The 15,509-nt window shown below is 43.3% G+C and carries 18 protein-coding genes and 1 pseudogene; 8 read left to right on the top strand and 11 right to left on the bottom strand.

What is annotated here, in order from left to right; genetic code table 11:
• The first annotated feature begins 126 nt into the window (after positions 1-126).
• Positions 127-1,263: a glycine cleavage system aminomethyltransferase GcvT gene (gene gcvT / locus TOL9009_RS0120685; RefSeq protein ID WP_029634463.1), complete on the top strand. Its 1,137-nt coding sequence runs from the start codon at positions 127-129 to the stop codon at positions 1,261-1,263.
• A gap of 11 nt (positions 1,264-1,274) precedes the next feature.
• Here gcvT and TOL9009_RS44600 read toward each other — a convergent pair whose 3' ends face one another.
• From TOL9009_RS44600 to TOL9009_RS45950, 3 genes are all read right to left on the bottom strand, one after another.
• Complete coding sequence (locus TOL9009_RS44600; protein WP_084763266.1) at positions 1,275-4,628, bottom strand: NB-ARC domain-containing protein; 3,354 nt, start codon at positions 4,626-4,628, stop codon at positions 1,275-1,277.
• A gap of 110 nt (positions 4,629-4,738) precedes the next feature.
• On the bottom strand, positions 4,739-5,617 hold the full coding sequence (locus TOL9009_RS39910; protein WP_063628695.1) for a CHAT domain-containing protein: 879 nt from the start codon (positions 5,615-5,617) through the stop codon (positions 4,739-4,741).
• A 391-nt stretch (positions 5,618-6,008) separates the two neighbouring features.
• On the bottom strand, positions 6,009-6,215 hold the full coding sequence (locus tag TOL9009_RS45950; RefSeq protein WP_144238294.1) for a hypothetical protein: 207 nt from the start codon (positions 6,213-6,215) through the stop codon (positions 6,009-6,011).
• Positions 6,216-6,301: 86 nt separating this feature from the next.
• On the opposite strand from TOL9009_RS45950, the gene TOL9009_RS45945 reads away from it, so the two are divergent.
• The 5 genes from TOL9009_RS45945 (at position 6,302) to TOL9009_RS45935 (ending at position 10,147) form a co-directional block, all read left to right on the top strand.
• Entirely contained in the window at positions 6,302-6,529 is a 228-nt protein-coding gene (locus TOL9009_RS45945; RefSeq protein WP_144238293.1) for a hypothetical protein, read from the top strand.
• A 243-nt stretch (positions 6,530-6,772) separates the two neighbouring features.
• A complete protein-coding gene (gene leuC / locus TOL9009_RS0120670) occupies positions 6,773-8,176 on the top strand; it encodes a 3-isopropylmalate dehydratase large subunit (RefSeq protein WP_029634462.1) in 1,404 nt (467 codons plus the stop codon).
• Between the two features lie 239 nt (positions 8,177-8,415).
• A complete protein-coding gene (gene leuD, locus TOL9009_RS0120660) occupies positions 8,416-9,018 on the top strand; it encodes a 3-isopropylmalate dehydratase small subunit (RefSeq protein ID WP_029634461.1) in 603 nt (200 codons plus the stop codon).
• Positions 9,019-9,136: 118 nt separating this feature from the next.
• Positions 9,137-9,619: a cupin domain-containing protein gene (locus TOL9009_RS0120655; protein WP_029634460.1), complete on the top strand. Its 483-nt coding sequence runs from the start codon at positions 9,137-9,139 to the stop codon at positions 9,617-9,619.
• 258 nt (positions 9,620-9,877) lie between these two features.
• The gene (locus TOL9009_RS45935) at positions 9,878-10,147 is read left to right on the top strand and encodes a hypothetical protein (RefSeq protein WP_144238291.1); all 270 of its coding nucleotides are present in this window, start codon (positions 9,878-9,880) and stop codon (positions 10,145-10,147) included.
• Positions 10,148-10,160: 13 nt separating this feature from the next.
• Here TOL9009_RS45935 and TOL9009_RS0120650 read toward each other — a convergent pair whose 3' ends face one another.
• On the bottom strand, positions 10,161-10,409 hold the full coding sequence (locus TOL9009_RS0120650; RefSeq protein WP_051502970.1) for a hypothetical protein: 249 nt from the start codon (positions 10,407-10,409) through the stop codon (positions 10,161-10,163).
• Positions 10,410-10,438: 29 nt separating this feature from the next.
• Between TOL9009_RS0120650 and TOL9009_RS45930 the strand changes: the two genes are divergently transcribed.
• Positions 10,439-10,618 (top strand): hypothetical protein, encoded by a 180-nt coding sequence (locus TOL9009_RS45930; protein WP_144238290.1) that lies wholly within the window; start codon positions 10,439-10,441, stop codon positions 10,616-10,618.
• A 10-nt stretch (positions 10,619-10,628) separates the two neighbouring features.
• Positions 10,629-10,922, top strand: a complete 294-nt coding sequence (locus TOL9009_RS0120645; RefSeq protein WP_242055722.1) for a low molecular weight protein tyrosine phosphatase family protein — start codon at positions 10,629-10,631, stop codon at positions 10,920-10,922.
• Between the two features lie 214 nt (positions 10,923-11,136).
• Here TOL9009_RS0120645 and TOL9009_RS45925 read toward each other — a convergent pair whose 3' ends face one another.
• The 7 genes and pseudogenes from TOL9009_RS45925 to TOL9009_RS49520 all read right to left on the bottom strand — a co-directional run.
• Positions 11,137-11,355, bottom strand: coding sequence for a hypothetical protein (locus TOL9009_RS45925; RefSeq protein WP_144238289.1), 219 nt, complete (start codon positions 11,353-11,355; stop codon positions 11,137-11,139).
• A gap of 35 nt (positions 11,356-11,390) precedes the next feature.
• Positions 11,391-12,386: a GlcNAc-transferase family protein gene (locus TOL9009_RS0120635; RefSeq protein WP_072022157.1), complete on the bottom strand. Its 996-nt coding sequence runs from the start codon at positions 12,384-12,386 to the stop codon at positions 11,391-11,393.
• The gene (locus TOL9009_RS48470; protein ID WP_029634456.1) at positions 12,292-12,774 is read right to left on the bottom strand and encodes a collagen-like protein; all 483 of its coding nucleotides are present in this window, start codon (positions 12,772-12,774) and stop codon (positions 12,292-12,294) included. Before TOL9009_RS48470 ends, TOL9009_RS0120635 begins: the two co-directional genes overlap by 95 nt.
• Positions 12,775-13,227, bottom strand: coding sequence for a hypothetical protein (locus tag TOL9009_RS0120625; protein WP_029634455.1), 453 nt, complete (start codon positions 13,225-13,227; stop codon positions 12,775-12,777).
• Positions 13,228-13,461, bottom strand: coding sequence for a hypothetical protein (locus tag TOL9009_RS0120620; protein ID WP_029634454.1), 234 nt, complete (start codon positions 13,459-13,461; stop codon positions 13,228-13,230).
• A complete protein-coding gene (locus TOL9009_RS0120615) occupies positions 13,461-14,039 on the bottom strand; it encodes a hypothetical protein (protein ID WP_029634453.1) in 579 nt (192 codons plus the stop codon). Before TOL9009_RS0120615 ends, TOL9009_RS0120620 begins: the two co-directional genes overlap by 1 nt.
• A 107-nt stretch (positions 14,040-14,146) precedes the next feature.
• Positions 14,147-15,509 (bottom strand): annotated as a pseudogene (locus TOL9009_RS49520) (hypothetical protein); the annotation flags it as partial.

Raw genomic sequence — 15,509 nt, 5'->3', positions numbered from 1 at the left:
ACCAAGGAGAGGGAAAGATTTTAGCGTAGCTAAAAGCAAGGGTGAGGTTTTTCCGGCTTGTTTGTACACGGTAGGGTTTCCAGGATGAGGGTATATTATAATAGAGGCGCGATCGCAATAAATACTGTGGCTAATCAAGAAGAAGTTATCACTACCCTGGCACAAACTCCTTTATATGAGCTTGCTGTAGAACTGAAAGCAAGATTAACCAGCTTTGGTGGTTGGGAAATGCCTGTACAATTTACTGGTATTAGCCGCGAACATGAAGCGGTGAGAAATGCTGCGGGAATGTTTGATATTTCCCACATGGGTAAGTTTACTTTACAAGGTAAAAGCGTAATTTCCCAGCTTCAGGGTTTGGTTCCCTCAGATTTGAGTCGGTTGCAACCAGGTCAAGCGCAATATACTGTGTTGTTAAATGAAAGAGCGGGAATTATTGACGACATCATTGTATATTATCAAGGTAAAGACAGCACAACAGGCATAGAAAAAGCTGTAATTATAGTCAATGCGGCAACCACAGGCAAAGACAAAGCATGGTTATTGCAAAAGCTGGACGTTGAAAAGGTGAATTTTCAAGACTTGTCACGAGAAAAGGTCTTAATTGCCGTCCAGGGACCAAAAGCAAGCAGCATTCTTCAGCAATTTGTGTCAGCAGACTTAACTCCAGTCAAAGCATTTGGTCATTTGGATGCAACTATATTCGGGAAACCGGCATTTCTTGCCCGTACAGGTTACACCGGGGAAGATGGATTTGAGGTGATGGTAGATCCAGATGTGGGGGTGGAGTTGTGGCAAAATCTGATTAAAGCTGGTGTGATTCCTTGTGGACTTGGTGCGAGAGACACTCTGCGACTAGAAGCGGCAATGGCACTTTATGGACAAGATATCGATGATAATACCACTCCTTTAGAAGCGGGTTTGGGTTGGTTGGTTCATCTGGATAGCAAAGGTGATTTTATCGGACGTTCAATTTTAGAACAGCAGAAAGCTGATGGTGTGCAACGTCGGTTGGTAGGTTTGCAGATGCAAGGACGCAATATTGCTCGTCACGGCTATCAAATATTATCAGCAGGTAAAGTTGTGGGGGAAGTCACCAGTGGAACTTTATCACTTACACTTGGTTATCCCATCTCCCTTGGTTATGTTCCCACAGAGTTAGCAAGTGTTGGTCAGCAGCTAGAAGTAGAAATTCGGGGGAAAGTTTACCCCGCAGTTGTGGTGAAGCGTCCGTTTTATCGATCGCAAAATCGTCTGATTTAGATTGTAGTTCATCAGGCGCCCTCTAATTGTAAAAAATGCACTCGTCCTAATTGTTCTCCAGCAATAATTGTCAGGCGATCGGGTATGATCGCACAGGAAGCGATTACACTGTCACCTGTGAAAGTGGCAATTACTTCTCCACTTTGCCAATCCCACACTTTCAGGGTGTTGTCCCAGGAACCAGAAATGACGTACTTGCTATCAGGTGTGACAGCAACTGCATTAACCGGCTGACTATGACCAGTTAGGGTACGCAGAATTTTCCCACTTTGCAAATCCCATACTTTCAGGGTGTTGTCAACTGAACCAGAAATCACATACTTGCTATCTGGTGTGACAGCAACTGCATTAACCGCCTGACTATGACCAGTTAGGGTACGCAGAATTTTCCCACTTTGCAAATCCCACACTTTCAGGGTGTGGTCCGAGGAACCAGAAATCACATACTTGCTATCTGGTGTGGTCGTAACTGCATTAACCGAGCGATCATGACCAGTTAGGGTACGCAGAATTTCCCCTGTTTGCAAATCCCACACTTTCAGGGTTTTGTCACGTGAACCAGAAATGACGTACTTGCTATTAGGGGTAACAGCAACTGCAAGAACCAAGTGACTATGACCAGTTAGAGTACGCAAAATTTCGCAACTTTGCAAATCCCACACTTTCAGGGTGTTGTCCCAGCAACCAGAAATCACGTACTTGCTATCAGGTGTGGTCGCAACTGCAATAACCGAGTGACTATGATCAGTTAGGGTACGCATAATTTCGCTACTTTGCGAATCCCACACTTTCAGGGTCTTGTCATATGAACCAGAAATGACGTACTTGCTATCAGGGGTGACAGCAACTGCCCTAACCCAGCGATCATGAACAGTTACGGTACGCATAATTTCGCTACTTTGCAAATCCCACACTTTCAAGATGTCGTCATCTGAACCAGAAATGACGTACTTGCTATCAGGTGTGACAGCAACTGCAAAAACCCAGCGATCATGACCAATTAGGGTACGCATAATTTCCCCACTTTGCAAATCCCACACTTTCAGGGTGTGATCCCAGGAACCAGAAATGATGTGCTTGCTATCAGATGTGGTCGCAACTGCATGAACCCAGCTACTATGACCAGTTAGGGTACGCAGAATTTCCCCTGTTTGCAAATCCCACACTTTCAGGGTTTTGTCACGTGAACCAGAAATCACGTACTTGCTATCAGGTGTGACAGCAACTGCATTAACCCAGCTACTATGACCAGTTAGGGTACGTAGCTGATTGCCACTTTGCAAATCCCAGACTTTCAGGGTTTTGTCACGTGAACCAGAAATCACGTATTTGCTATCAGGTGTGACAGCAACTGCATGAACCCAACTACTATGACCAGTTAGGGTACGCAGAATTTCCCCTGTTTGCAAATCCCACACTTTTAGGGTGTTGTCACGTGAACCAGAAATCACGTACTTCCTATCAGGTGTGACAGCAACTGTATTAACCCAGCGACTATGACCAGTTAGGGTAAGCATAATTTCCCCTGTTTGCAAATCCCACACTTTCAGGGTGTTGTCACGTGAACCAGAAATCACGTACTTCCTATCAGGTGTGACAGCAACTGCATTAACCGAGTGACTATGACCAGTTAGGGTACGCAGAATTTCCCCTGTTTGCAAATCCCACACTTTCAGGGTGTTGTCACGTAAACCAGAAATCACGTACTTGCTATCAGGTGTGACAGCAACTGCAAGAACCCAGCTACTATGACCAACTAAAGTTTTAATTAAATCTCCATCTGGGCGAGTTAAACTAGCTGACAAAGGACGCAACCAAGTAGTTTGGTTCAGATGTGCTTGTTGCAACAATTGTTGAATCTCCGACGCTGCAAAACTCTGCAAACGTCCCCATAATTGCCCTGCTAGCTGTGTTTTATCTTCAGCGAGAATATGTCCTGACAGTAATAACGTCCGTCGCAGCAATTGCAAATTCCCATCTTCGGGTAATAAGTCATAATCTGCAATTAACTCATTGATGTTGCTGTTTTCTAACTTCGCTTGCAACCAGCGAAAGTCAAATAATAACTGTTGTAACTCGGTTGGGCGTCCTGCTTCAATTAAATGATGTGCTAAAGAGAGGAAGATGTAGCCGTCATTCTCTAAGCTATGCCAGCCATTGGGGTATTTTTGAGTGTAAGCGTTTAATAGGCGATTATGTAACGATGATAACGCAGATGATCCCCCCGCCTGTGGCGACTGCCTTAAAAAGGGGGTGTTAGAAATATAGCCTTGCTTTTCATAGCCCCTCTTTTTAAGGGGAGTTGAAGGAATTTCAGTCTCATAGCCCCCCTTTTTAAGGGGGGTTGGGGGGATCTCCGGATCATAGCCCCGCATGTCTTGAGAGGTTGGATGGTTCTCAGGATCATAGCCCCCCTTAAAAAGGGGGGTTGGGGGGATCTCTTTTCTGACATAATCAAGTTGCAAGTCATGCAAACTCAGATTTCCCTTTTTATCCCGCGACGCCAGAGACTTGCTCACTAACTTATCAATTACATCTTGGGTGTCAAACTCATCTAACCCCAACGGTTCCCAAAAAGTCTGCAAAACTGCTTCGGGAATCGGTGTATCTTCAGCAAAGACAGCAAAATCTAAATATCTTTCTCTCTCTTCTGCTTCCAACGCTTCCACACTTACCTGAATTGCCTTGAGTAAATCGGGATAAGGATAATCTGGAAACTGTTGACGAATCTTGTCTAAGTCTGCACAACGCAGCTTTTCTAACACATTCTGCCAGCGATTTGTCGGCTTCCCCCGCATCATCGCTCCCACCATTGACAATGCTAATGGCAAATACCCGCATTCTTGCGCTACCTCTAATGCTATGCTTGGTAACTCCTCTACAGCTTTTTCTGCCCAATCTGCCAATAAAGCTAAAGCCTGTTGTTGATTTAAAATTGAAAGTTGATATTCTTCCCCTCCCAACGCTGTAATTATCCCCGCATCACGGGTAGTAATTAACATCTGACTACGTTTTTCTAACACGTCAAACGCGCTTGCGTCGTTTAAATTCCATACATCATCTAAAATTAGCAAACAAGTTTTATCCGTCAACAACTTTCGCAACTGCGTTTTTCCCGAATTAATCTCGGTAAACGATGCTTGCTTATCCCCCAGTGCTTCTACTACATTCGATTGCAAAGTTAAAATTTGCGGTGTTTGTCCGAATGTTATCCAAATCACCCCATCAGGAAATGCCCGTCTGACTTCTTCATCCCGCGCTAATGCCGTAGCTAGTACAGTTTTACCAATTCCCCCCATACCTTGCACACCGACACTGCGACTTTTAGCAGTGATAGCCACAGGTTGATTCGTATCAGCTAACACCTTATTTTTCAGCGGGTTGAGTTGTTTATCACGGGGTAAAAAATGCGGTGGTAAATTTGGTACATTACCAATAAGTTGACCGAGAAGCAGCTTATCACCTTCGTCAGGAACTAGTTTTTTTTTAGCTCCTCAACTAAATCATCTCGCCCAATGTCACTTAAAGCAACTTCTAATTCACCAAGTCTGCTTCTTTGCTCTAACCATTCCCAAACACGATTAGGCTCTTTTCCTCTTTCAAAACTATTCTTCTGATGTTTGGGAATATCAAAATGGTCTGCTAATTGTTCCCAATCATCAACTAGCCTTTGGCAGATATAATTTTTTGCTTTACCAGAATATCGTATAATAGTTGGATTCATACGTTTTAAAATAGTTGTATCTTTAGGCTTTAGATTAGGGTTCTTTATCAGCACTGGGATAGATGCACCCGAAACCCCAGCTAGTAAAATCGAACTGCGAGCAACGTTGAAGGCAAACTCTATAGACGAATCTCCATCAGACTGTGGGTTGTAACGTGCTAAAGCATCGTAAAAACCAACAGCAAATTCCAGTGCAGCTTTATCAGCGATCGCTTCATTCATCCCTATGACATAATCAATATGTTGAGCGATCGCTTTAGCTTGTACTTCAGAATAACAAGCATTGAGCAATACACACTCTACATCCTTAGCAAAAAGCTTAAAAAATTCCGCTAGCGCTTCTGCTGTGACAAACTTTTCCTTACCGACTTCATCCTCAAAGGATAAACCCTCAGTTTCCGAACCATGTCCGGAAAAATGAATGATATTTGGACGAAAATCTAACACCGCAAGGCGAATATCTTGCGGACGTACTGCCCCCTCTTGCTGTAGGATAAAATTGTCACGTTCTTTGGCACTTTGCAATCCCTTCTTAATGTCATGCACCTCTTGATCCAGTCGCAAGCGCACTGTATTTTTAGGATTTGCTGCCAAAATCAAGATTTTTTTCACGGTGGGATTATTGCTCATGGGCGCCTGAGGCTATTATCTAGCTTTTAGTATCAAAATTCAAGCTCATCACACATAACATCAGCAGCATTAACAGCCATTCCGGAAGCTGTACTTCTAAAATGTGATTAGTTATATATTGCACCCTAATTCTCGTCAGCCAAGAAATAAATTTCACAGCGAGAAGTTGAAGTCCGTTCAAACTGATATTTTACACCAATCTCAATTAGCGTCCAGACCCGCCCAGAGTTAAAACTCAGGGCTAATAGCTAAAGTCCACTTAAGTGGACTCAAGCCCTTATTCAGTCTTCTTTAGAAGACTTGAGCTATTAGCCTTAGAATTCATTCTGAGGCGGTTTTGGCTTTAATGCAAGATATCCGCAGACTTCAGCTATTAGCCTTGATCTGAAGTTCAAGCTTGAGGTTCTAAACGAGAACGTTCCTGTTTCAAGTAAGAACGTTCCTGTTTGAAGTGAGAACGTTCCTGTTTGAAGTGAGAACATTCCTGTTTGAAGTGAGAACGTTTCTGTTTGAAGTGAGAACGTTTCTGTTTGAAGTGAGAACGTTCCTGTTTCAAGTGAGAACGTTCCTGTTTGAAGGGAAAAACTCGGAGCTCCAAACTTCAATGATTATATAACAGCCTCGCCCTTTGTTGTTTCCTTTCTGTAGTCTCACCAAAAAACCTATTAATTCCCGCATTGAAGAGTGAAAATTGCTGCCGTATCTCCATACCGAGCGACAAAATCATCAAATGTCAGGAGTTTAGGAGCTGCTTGTGTCATTGCGATCGCGCCCAATTACTACAGGCTAAACATGATTAACTTCAGTAATATCACTTACAAAAAGATTTTTGAGGAGATTTGCGATCGCATTAAAGAAGCCCCGACGATTAAAATCGCGGCTACACCAACAAAGTCCGCCTACGCGGACTAATCTGAAAATGGGGTTTCAAATTTAACCTAGCGAGAGTAATAAAAGAGCGCTAATCATGCAACTCATTCATATCTAAAAAATATTAATCAAACCAGAAAGATATATTGGACATAACTAAGAAGTTTTCTTATCGTGATTAAAGAAGCTAAAAATAAATATCCTTTGCCAACCGTTCAGCTTGGCGTGGGTAGTTCACTTTTTTGATAACATCATAGATCCGGCAGAACCAGGGACCAATTGAGTATGAGCAAAGGCACACTGTTTGATAAAGTTTGGGATTCACACACAGTTGGTACGCTCCTGCAAGGACAGACGCAACTGTTTATTGGACTGCATCTGATTCATGAAGTCACCAGTCCCCAAGCCTTTGCGATGTTAAAAGAGCGCAATTTAAAGGTATTATTTCCAGAGCGGACTGTCGCCACGGTGGATCATATAGTGCCGACAGAAAATCAGGCACGTCCATTTGTGGATACCCTAGCAGAAGAAATGATGCAAGCGCTGGAGCAAAATTGTCAAGAAAATAACATTACATTTTATAATATTGGTTGCGGAAGTCAAGGAATTGTGCATGTAATTGCACCAGAACAAGGACTGACACAGCCAGGAATGACCATCGCTTGTGGTGATAGCCATACATCAACTCATGGTGCATTTGGTGCGATCGCTTTTGGTATCGGTACCAGTCAAGTCCGGGATGTCCTCGCTTCCCAAACCCTCGCACTTTCCAAACTGAAAGTCCGCAAAATAGAAGTTAATGGCACACTCAAACCCGGTGTTTACGCCAAAGATGTTATTTTGCATATTATCCGCACCCTCGGCGTCAAAGGTGGTGTAGGATACGCCTATGAATTTGCAGGCACCACCTTTGAGCAAATGAACATGGAAGAACGGATGACAGTCTGCAATATGTCCATCGAAGGTGGTGCCCGTTGCGGTTACATCAATCCCGACCAAGTTACTTACGAATACCTCAAAGGTAGAGACTCTGCCCCGAAAGACGCAGATTGGGATAAAGCAGTTGCTTGGTGGGAGTCGATCCGCAGTGATATTGACGCCGAATATGATGATATAGTAAGTTTCGACGCCGCCGAAATTCCCCCTACCGTAACTTGGGGCATTACCCCCGGTCAAGGTATCGGAGTTAACCAAGCCGTACCCACCCCCGAAGAACTCCCCGCAAGCGATCGCACTCTTGCCGAAGAAGCTTATCGATACATGGATTTGGCTCCCGGTCAACCAATCCAAGGCACAAAAATTGATGTTTGCTTCATTGGTAGCTGCACCAACGGACGAATTAGCGATTTGCGCGAAGCTGCGAAAATTGCCCAAGGACACCACGTAGCTAAGGGAATTAAAGCTTTTGTCGTCCCCGGTTCCGAAAGAGTGAAAAAGCAAGCAGAAGCCGAAGGACTCGATAAAATCTTCACCGAAGCCGGCTTTGAATGGCGTGAAGCTGGCTGTTCTATGTGTCTGGCGATGAACCCCGATAAACTTGAAGGACGGCAAATTAGCGCTTCTTCTTCTAACCGCAACTTCAAAGGACGCCAAGGTTCGTCCTCCGGTCGCACTTTATTGATGAGTCCGGCAATGGTTGCAGCAGCAGCCTTGAAAGGTGAAGTATTCGACGTGCGCGAATTGTTGTAAATGGGAAATGGGCAATGGGCAATGGGCAATGGGCAATGGGCAATGGGCAATGGGCAATGAGAATTAAAGAAGTTCAATAAAGCAAGTGCGTGAATAAATACAATTCTTTCCATGCCCCATGCCCAATGCCTCATGCCCAATGCCCAATGCCCCATGCCCCATACCCAATGCCCCATGCCCCATGCCCCATGCCCCATGCCCAATGCCCCATGCCCAATGCCCAATTCCCTAATAGAATTATGGTAAGTGAAGTTAAAGCAGTTTCCGGACGCGGTATTCCTTTAGTGGGTGATGATATTGATACCGATCGCATTATTCCGGCTCGATATTTGCGTTGTGTCACCTTTGATGGTTTGGGCGAACATGTGTTTGCTGATGATAGAACAGGATTGAAAGGTGAGCATCCTTTCGATCAAGAGCAGTATCAAGGTGCTTTGATATTGTTAGTTAACCGCAACTTTGGCTGTGGTTCATCGCGGGAACATGCACCCCAAGCGATCGCAAAATGGGGAATTCAAGCGCTCATCGGTGAAAGCTTTGCCGAAATCTTTTTCGGTAACTGTGTCGCAATGGGCATTCCCTGCCTGACGGCTGATGCTCCTACCGTCAAGCATTTGCAAGAAATTGTCACAAACAATCCCCAAGCATCGATGACAGTGAATCTGGAAACAATGCAAGTGCAATGTGGCGATTTTACTGGCACAGTTACAATGAGTGAAGGTGCCAAAAACATGTTCCTTGCCGGCACTTGGGATGCTTGCGGTCAGTTAGTTGCTTCTTCTGAACAAGTTCGGGCAACTGCCGCAAAGTTGCCTTATATAAGTTGGAGTAAAGTAGCCTAAATTTGGTTTTTATACTTGCCTGTAGAAACCATAATCTTTGTAGAGACGTTCCGTTGGAACGTCTCCCTCGATAAATTAGCGATAATATACCGAAATGCTAGATAATTAGGTGATAAATATGACAGATAATAAATCTTTTATTTTACGTGCTCAACAAATTGCGGATAATATGCAAACGTTTTCGCACCCCTGGAATCCGAAATCGGAAATATCAGGGACATATATGGGGCGATCGCTCGGACTCAAGCGTACCGGAGTCAATTTTGCAAAAATCCCTCCAGGGAAGGAATCCTTTGTCTATCATTCCCACTACCGCGAGGAAGAATGGATTTATATCTTATCAGGTCAGGGAATTGCGGAAATTGACGGCGAAGAATTTGAAGTTGGTATCGGAGACTTTATGGCATTCCCGACTCCTTCAGTAGCTCATCATCTCAGGAATACAGGTGACGAAGATTTACTTTACTTAATGGGAGGAGAAAACCTTGATGTGGAAATTGCCGAATTTCCGCGTCTGGAAAAATGTCTGATTCGACGTGGTGATGCTCTTGAAATCTTTGATAAAAAGGATGCTAAACCGTTTGGAGCATTGGACACTTAACTTCTCGCTCAAGCGAGATATCTGCACTTTTGTTAAAACCTGTCTCAAATCGTCATGGGTGATATGTTCGCTCACCTCTTGTATTTTGTGAACTTTTTCAAAAGCACTATAAACATCCGAAGGGATAAACATATCCCATTCCAAATGATTAAAATCAATGATGATTGATAAAAACGTAGAACCCCAGGTCCTCCTATCGACTAATACTGTGATTGGGAACCTGTAAAGAAGAAACTGGCACTCTTTAAAATCTGGAGAATGAACCGCTGCCCAAAACCAGAGCTTTGCGAGAAAGTGCGATCGCTTAAATTTTTTCTTGATTTCAGTAAGTTTCATTGGTATAGTTTGCTCAACATTTACTTGTTCACCAGCGATCGCCCTCTTTCTCATCCGGAAGCGCGATCGCTTTTAATTGGGCATTGGGCATTGGGCATTGGGCGTTGGGGAATGGCGATCGCGTTATCTTTCATCCAGACTGAGCGTTGTCTTTCATCCAGACTGCGATCGCACCTGCATCGAGGAGGCTAGATTTAGTCCGGCATTACCGACCGCGATCGCGTTCTAAGTCCCAAATGACTTTTTCAAGATACCACTTGTCTGACTTTCCTGGATGCATTCGGCGCTGTTGTTGTAGCAAACGGTTAGCCGTGGATTTGTCGCGGTGCAGTAAGTTAAGTAACTTGGCTTGCAGTCCCATGTTCTTTGGATCGGTGCGCCAGGAGCTAGAGCTTTTGCTTTGTGGTCGGCGGGTTCTGGTGGCTAATTTCTCTAAAAACTCGAACAAGTACATGAAAAAAGCTGTATTATGGCAACACAACGATGGAACCAGTAGTAAAAAACACTTTCTTAACTCGACTTCAATCAGTACAAGCCGAACTGCGAGCGATCGCAGACCATAATTTTCGCCCTACCTTTGGCGACTTGGCGAAAGTTGGTGTGGGTGGGTATTTGGGTCAAATGCTGCCAGAAGCAAGTAAACGCTCTGGGGATTCTGTGTAGTCAGAATAGATTGCGAAGTCCTACAGCTGAGGCTGTGTTCTCTGAGTATGAAGGACTTGAGGTGGAATCGGCAGGTTTAGATCGCAATGCTGAATTACCAGTCTCAACTGAAATGATTGAATGGGCTGATATTATTTTTGTTATGGAAAAATCCCATAGAAATAAGCTATCGAAAAACTTTCAGCCGTTTCTCAAGGGTAAAAAAGTTATATGTTTGGATATACCAAATGACTTTGAGTATATGGAGCCAGTTTTAATTAACTTGTTAAAGAAGAAGGTGTTGCCCTTATTAGACATCTGGTAGAAATTAAATATGCGTCATCCTGAACCCTTGTAGAGACGCGAAATTGAACTTCGTCCCGCTTCGCTAACGCGTCTCTACATTCTTTTTCACTCCTATGTCTATTGGGAACAATATAATACAGCAGATTGCGTTATTATTAAATACACGTAGAGACCTAGCATTGCTACGTCTGTGAGTCGGTTTTAGGTTTTACGCATGTACCTCGGAAATTTGTCTAAGTCCCGTTTGGTCTGCGATCGCAGACCATAGTTTCCGTGACATATGAAGGGGATTTGGCACTCAGTTGGTGTCGGTGGGTATTTGGATCAAATGCTGCCTGATGAGGGTAAAACTTCTGGTGCCGATTCTGTGGTAGTTGTACCCCAAAAATGATTAATCGGAATCCCCAATCTCTATTCACCGCGATCGCGCTGATGTTCCTGCCAGCTTTCATAATCATGCTGGAACTGTTCAAGCTCCTCGACTCTCTTAAATAGTTGGGTTAGTTGTGAGGTGTGAACTGTTTCTAATTCCTGGATCTTGGTGATTAGAAAGTCTACCTTCATTTCTAGTTGTTGCTTGTCCACGGTAATTCTCGTATTGATTTGCCCAATCATCCAGGGAAATATTACACATTTGCAGATACGCCGATAGGGTGCGATTATCTCCCAAGCCATAAATCCCAAAATCTTCGCTGTTTACTTCCAAGCCAAGGATTTTTCTAAACCGTTCAGCGGATGAATAATTTAGTGGTATCCACTCGTTATCCTGCCAGTGAAGCGGTCTAGAAGTGCATTTTTCATTATAGTAGTGCCAACATAAAAGCTTATTGGGATGATAAATATCCCAGCCGCGTGTCCAAGCCCGGACAGAAAATAAAAACTCTTCCCCTAAAAAGTAAATATTCGGATCTGCTGGTACTTCGTTAATAATAGAAGCTTCTGAAAACATAAAACCGCCAGCAATAAAACTACCCAGTTGTGGTAAATGAAATTTACTTAAATCTTCCCCACTTCCTTTAAAAGTAATAATTCCCGATTCATGGAACTTATCGAAAGTTATCCCAGTAACAAAATTATTATTCAATATTCGAGGCGGTGTATAGCTAGCGGGGTAAGCAGTTAAAACAGGTTTCTTGCTTGGGCATAGATTTAACATGTTAATTAATAAAATATCCCAATCCTTCACAAAACGCATGTGAGAATCAATTTGTAGAGTATATTTTTCTCTTTCAAACATCCTTTGGACTTCAGACCTTGCCCAACCAACCCCTTTAGAACAAGAAGCTAAAACACTTATTACACGACAGTTTTTGATACTCTTAAGCGCATCAATATAACGTAGTTCTGACTCTGTTTGATATTGCCAACAAATACCAAAACTCAATAATTCAGGAAAGTGCGCCTGCTCTATAGCATCTTTGATAGTAGGGATAAGTTCTACGTCTCGGTAGGAGGCGACTTGAACGAAAAGTGTAGTAAACATATCCAACAGCAAAGCTAGTATTTACATTAGAAGAGTATATTGCAGGAGAATAATATCTCCCAGAAACAAAGCCCGGATGTGGCAAGACCTTACTATCAAGAGCCGCTTGGAGACCGGAAACGTCGGCGATCGCATGAGTGTGATTAATTGGTGCCGGTTCCCCTGGATCTCCCTTGTCTCCCTTTAGTCCCTGGATGCCTTGCGCTCCGGTATCTCCCTTATCCCCCTTTAGCCCCAATTGGGTGATAGGAAGATGCGGGGGAACTTTCCAGGATGTTTGTCCGGAAAGTGCCTTTATTTGGAATGCGAAACCATTAAGAACTCGCCTTAAATTTAAAGGATTGCCAGTAATCGCTGAATTATCTGTATCGTCAATATTTAAAGGCATTTATTCAAATCCTAATAACTCTCTCAACAAATCCTCCGTACTGTCAGATTCAGTCCCTACATACTGCCAAATAGTTAGCCGCATTTCTTTGATCCAAGGTGGAGATTCAAAAAGTAATTCATACTGCTGAGTGTATTTTTTGAAAACGACTAATTTACTGCGATTTATTCTTAAGCTTAAAGACGTAGCATCTAAAGTAGGTAGGGTTGAAGCACTCCCCCCTGTACCCGCCTGAAATCTTTGTGAAAGTGTACCGGCATATCGCCAAGTCGGTTTGGCGCTCGGTGAAAGACATCGTACCGCAATAACATGCTTATCGAACAAAAAAGGAATTTCAAAAGCAGGTATAGGGATATGCCCTCCGGAAGGAGTCGCGGGAACAGCTAATCGTGATTCATCATAAATCTGATTCCAGTTCCCTTGGCTCGTAAGTTGGAGAACCGGCTGGGACATTTAAATGTTCGCTCCAACTTCTAACAAATTATTTTCAATTGTTAGCAGATAGTCATCAATATTGACTTCTGCTAACTCCATAAGCTCCAAAAAATCCGAAAAACTAATCTCACATCCCACAAATTTATCGGTAGCAAGCTGTGCTAATTCCAATTGTTTACACAAATGATTAGCTTCTTGCAAACAGACAGGATGAATCAAATTAATTTCTGGCTGTAAAATGGTGGCTAACACTAACGATAAATCTCCGGTTTAAAGCTGACACCTCGGTTAGCGCTGCCAGTAGCAACAGCAGCAGTAACTGCACCTTTTTGTTCGGAGTAAGATGGGTTTGCCGTTGTGCGTCCCAACGGGTAAGTGTAAGTGTTGTTTGCCTTCTTTTTATAACTTCTGCCAGTAATTTTTGAAGGTGTGGCAGTTCCTTCACCGGTACCAGCAACAGTAACCACCGCTTTAGCTGGAGTAAACCCATATACCCGCGATGCATCAGCACTGCTTGCTTCATGCCCCAAAACGGTATCAGACACCCCACTACCAGTAGCTCCAGTTTTGGCACGAGCAGAATAATCGACAATAAAAACTTTTGTGTCCGCTGCTACTAAACCAAAGGGCTTGATAAAAGCCTCCCCTAGATTGCCTGGTTTCGACGTGGCATCACGAGTGTAAGTGATGATCTTCTTCCCACTTTTGTATTCCTGATACTCTGCTAATTGGCTACCAGCTGGCGCGGTTATTGTTGTAGTACCAGTTGTGGCACCAGGAGCGCGAAGATATTTTAGTGCCGCGTCTAGGTTATTGAATCTTTTACCCATTGTGTAAAAAGGTTATCCGTAGTGTTTTTTCCTTTCTATCACAGGAAAAACAATGAAAAATCTAAGAGGACACACTAAGTGTCTCCTCACGATTTGTTTAAAAAAACTTAAACCCTTTGAATAACGCTTCGGAGTCTGCCAGCGACCGAAACCAAGTTCACAGCATTTTGCTGTCCCCAGATTAAAAGCTGGGCGTATCTAAATTTCACCGAAGCGATGGGACGCTCACGAGGTTTTTTGACATTTCTTCCGTATACCTTGTGAGTTCCTGGTATTGCTGCAAAGGTGCGACTATTTTCAACGAACTGAAATTTATCATCGTTAAAAATGTGGTCTTGTATCGATAATATTTTTTTAACTACTCTTTCTCCTTCAAGTTTGGATTTTACTTGTAAGCGCATTTTGTATCCGCGTTCATCATCATAATAAGTGCAGATGAAATGTCCTTTCTCCCAAATAAACGGGGGTGTTGCTAATTCATTTTTAATACTCAGGGCTAGACGCTCTGCATCTGTACGTGTAATTGTTTCACTTTGCAAATCTGTTGTCGCTTGAATTACGTCAAGGGGAACTTGCGTCACCTGCTGAATTGTCGAACCAGCTTGATTAAGGTTTTCTAATGTTTGGGTAACTTTATTAAATTTGGGTTGGGGATTCATCCAACCGTATGCGGTTTCTAATACTTCTCCTGCTTTCCTTAGCGCGTTTCCTATCTTGCTTGTATTTCCTGCCATGACTTCCATTCCGCTAAGAATTGTATTAGCGATATTTTGAAAGCTATTTAATACATTCGTTGCCGCTTGATAAATTCTGTTTGCTTTCGCCCAAGCTGCTGATAATTCAGCATAATTTTCAGCGCCAACAATTGACTTAACAAAGTTCTCAATAGAGGAATTGATAATACTTTCTACGCTGAAAGAGTTTCCCTCACTATCGTTTAGTCCAATAAGTGTCAATACATTTGTTAGCGCACCTATTAATGTTTGAGCAAGGTTGTTCGACAACATTATATGGTTTTGAACTGTTGCAGCAAAAATTAAAATATTCAGTATTCTGTCTAGTCGCGTCCACTTTGTAAAAGCATTAAAACCCTGTTGAAACCTTACTAAAAAACTAGAGATACCACCGTTTTGTAGTTGGGGTCCAAGTTTGTTATCTATTACTTTTAAAAGTGCTAAATCAAGCCCTTGAAGAAATAACTGTAAAGCATCTAATTTGTTCCCGTTACTATCAACGCCGTTTTTAATTGCAGCACCACATGAGCCATCGTCACACGCTGGTGGTGGTGGATCTTTTGGTTTTGGTTTTGCGGGAATTGGGGGTATGGGAATCGGCAAGCCGGGAATTTTCGGACCGCCGTCATCTTCTTTAGGTTTGAGGGTTGGTGTTGGGGTCGGTGTGGGTGTTGGGGTCGGTGTTGGTGTGGGTGTTGGTGTCGGGGTTGGGGTTGGGGTCGGGGTTGGGGTTGGG

Source organism: [Scytonema hofmanni] UTEX 2349 (assembly GCF_000582685.1).
Classification (GTDB): Bacteria; Cyanobacteriota; Cyanobacteriia; order Cyanobacteriales; family Nostocaceae; genus Hassallia; species Hassallia hofmanni.
This window is presented reverse-complemented; position numbering and strand designations above follow the sequence as displayed.

What these genes read in the sequence shown, in the direction of transcription:
- TOL9009_RS39910 (WP_063628695.1), bottom strand. Translation starts at nt 5,617, where the DNA reads ATGAGCAATAATCCCACCGTGAAAAAAATCTTGATTTTGGCAGCAAAT.
- leuC (WP_029634462.1), top strand. Translation starts at nt 6,773, where the DNA reads ATGAGCAAAGGCACACTGTTTGATAAAGTTTGGGATTCACACACAGTT.
- leuD (WP_029634461.1), top strand. Translation starts at nt 8,416, where the DNA reads ATGGTAAGTGAAGTTAAAGCAGTTTCCGGACGCGGTATTCCTTTAGTG.
- TOL9009_RS0120655 (WP_029634460.1), top strand. Translation starts at nt 9,137, where the DNA reads ATGACAGATAATAAATCTTTTATTTTACGTGCTCAACAAATTGCGGAT.
- TOL9009_RS45935 (WP_144238291.1), top strand. Translation starts at nt 9,878, where the DNA reads ATGAACCGCTGCCCAAAACCAGAGCTTTGCGAGAAAGTGCGATCGCTT.
- TOL9009_RS0120650 (WP_051502970.1), bottom strand. Translation starts at nt 10,409, where the DNA reads ATGTACTTGTTCGAGTTTTTAGAGAAATTAGCCACCAGAACCCGCCGA.
- TOL9009_RS45930 (WP_144238290.1), top strand. Translation starts at nt 10,439, where the DNA reads ATGGAACCAGTAGTAAAAAACACTTTCTTAACTCGACTTCAATCAGTA.
- TOL9009_RS45925 (WP_144238289.1), bottom strand. Translation starts at nt 11,355, where the DNA reads ATGAAAGCTGGCAGGAACATCAGCGCGATCGCGGTGAATAGAGATTGG.
- TOL9009_RS0120635 (WP_072022157.1), bottom strand. Translation starts at nt 12,386, where the DNA reads ATGTTTACTACACTTTTCGTTCAAGTCGCCTCCTACCGAGACGTAGAA.
- TOL9009_RS48470 (WP_029634456.1), bottom strand. Translation starts at nt 12,774, where the DNA reads ATGCCTTTAAATATTGACGATACAGATAATTCAGCGATTACTGGCAAT.
- TOL9009_RS0120625 (WP_029634455.1), bottom strand. Translation starts at nt 13,227, where the DNA reads ATGTCCCAGCCGGTTCTCCAACTTACGAGCCAAGGGAACTGGAATCAG.
- TOL9009_RS0120615 (WP_029634453.1), bottom strand. Translation starts at nt 14,039, where the DNA reads ATGGGTAAAAGATTCAATAACCTAGACGCGGCACTAAAATATCTTCGC.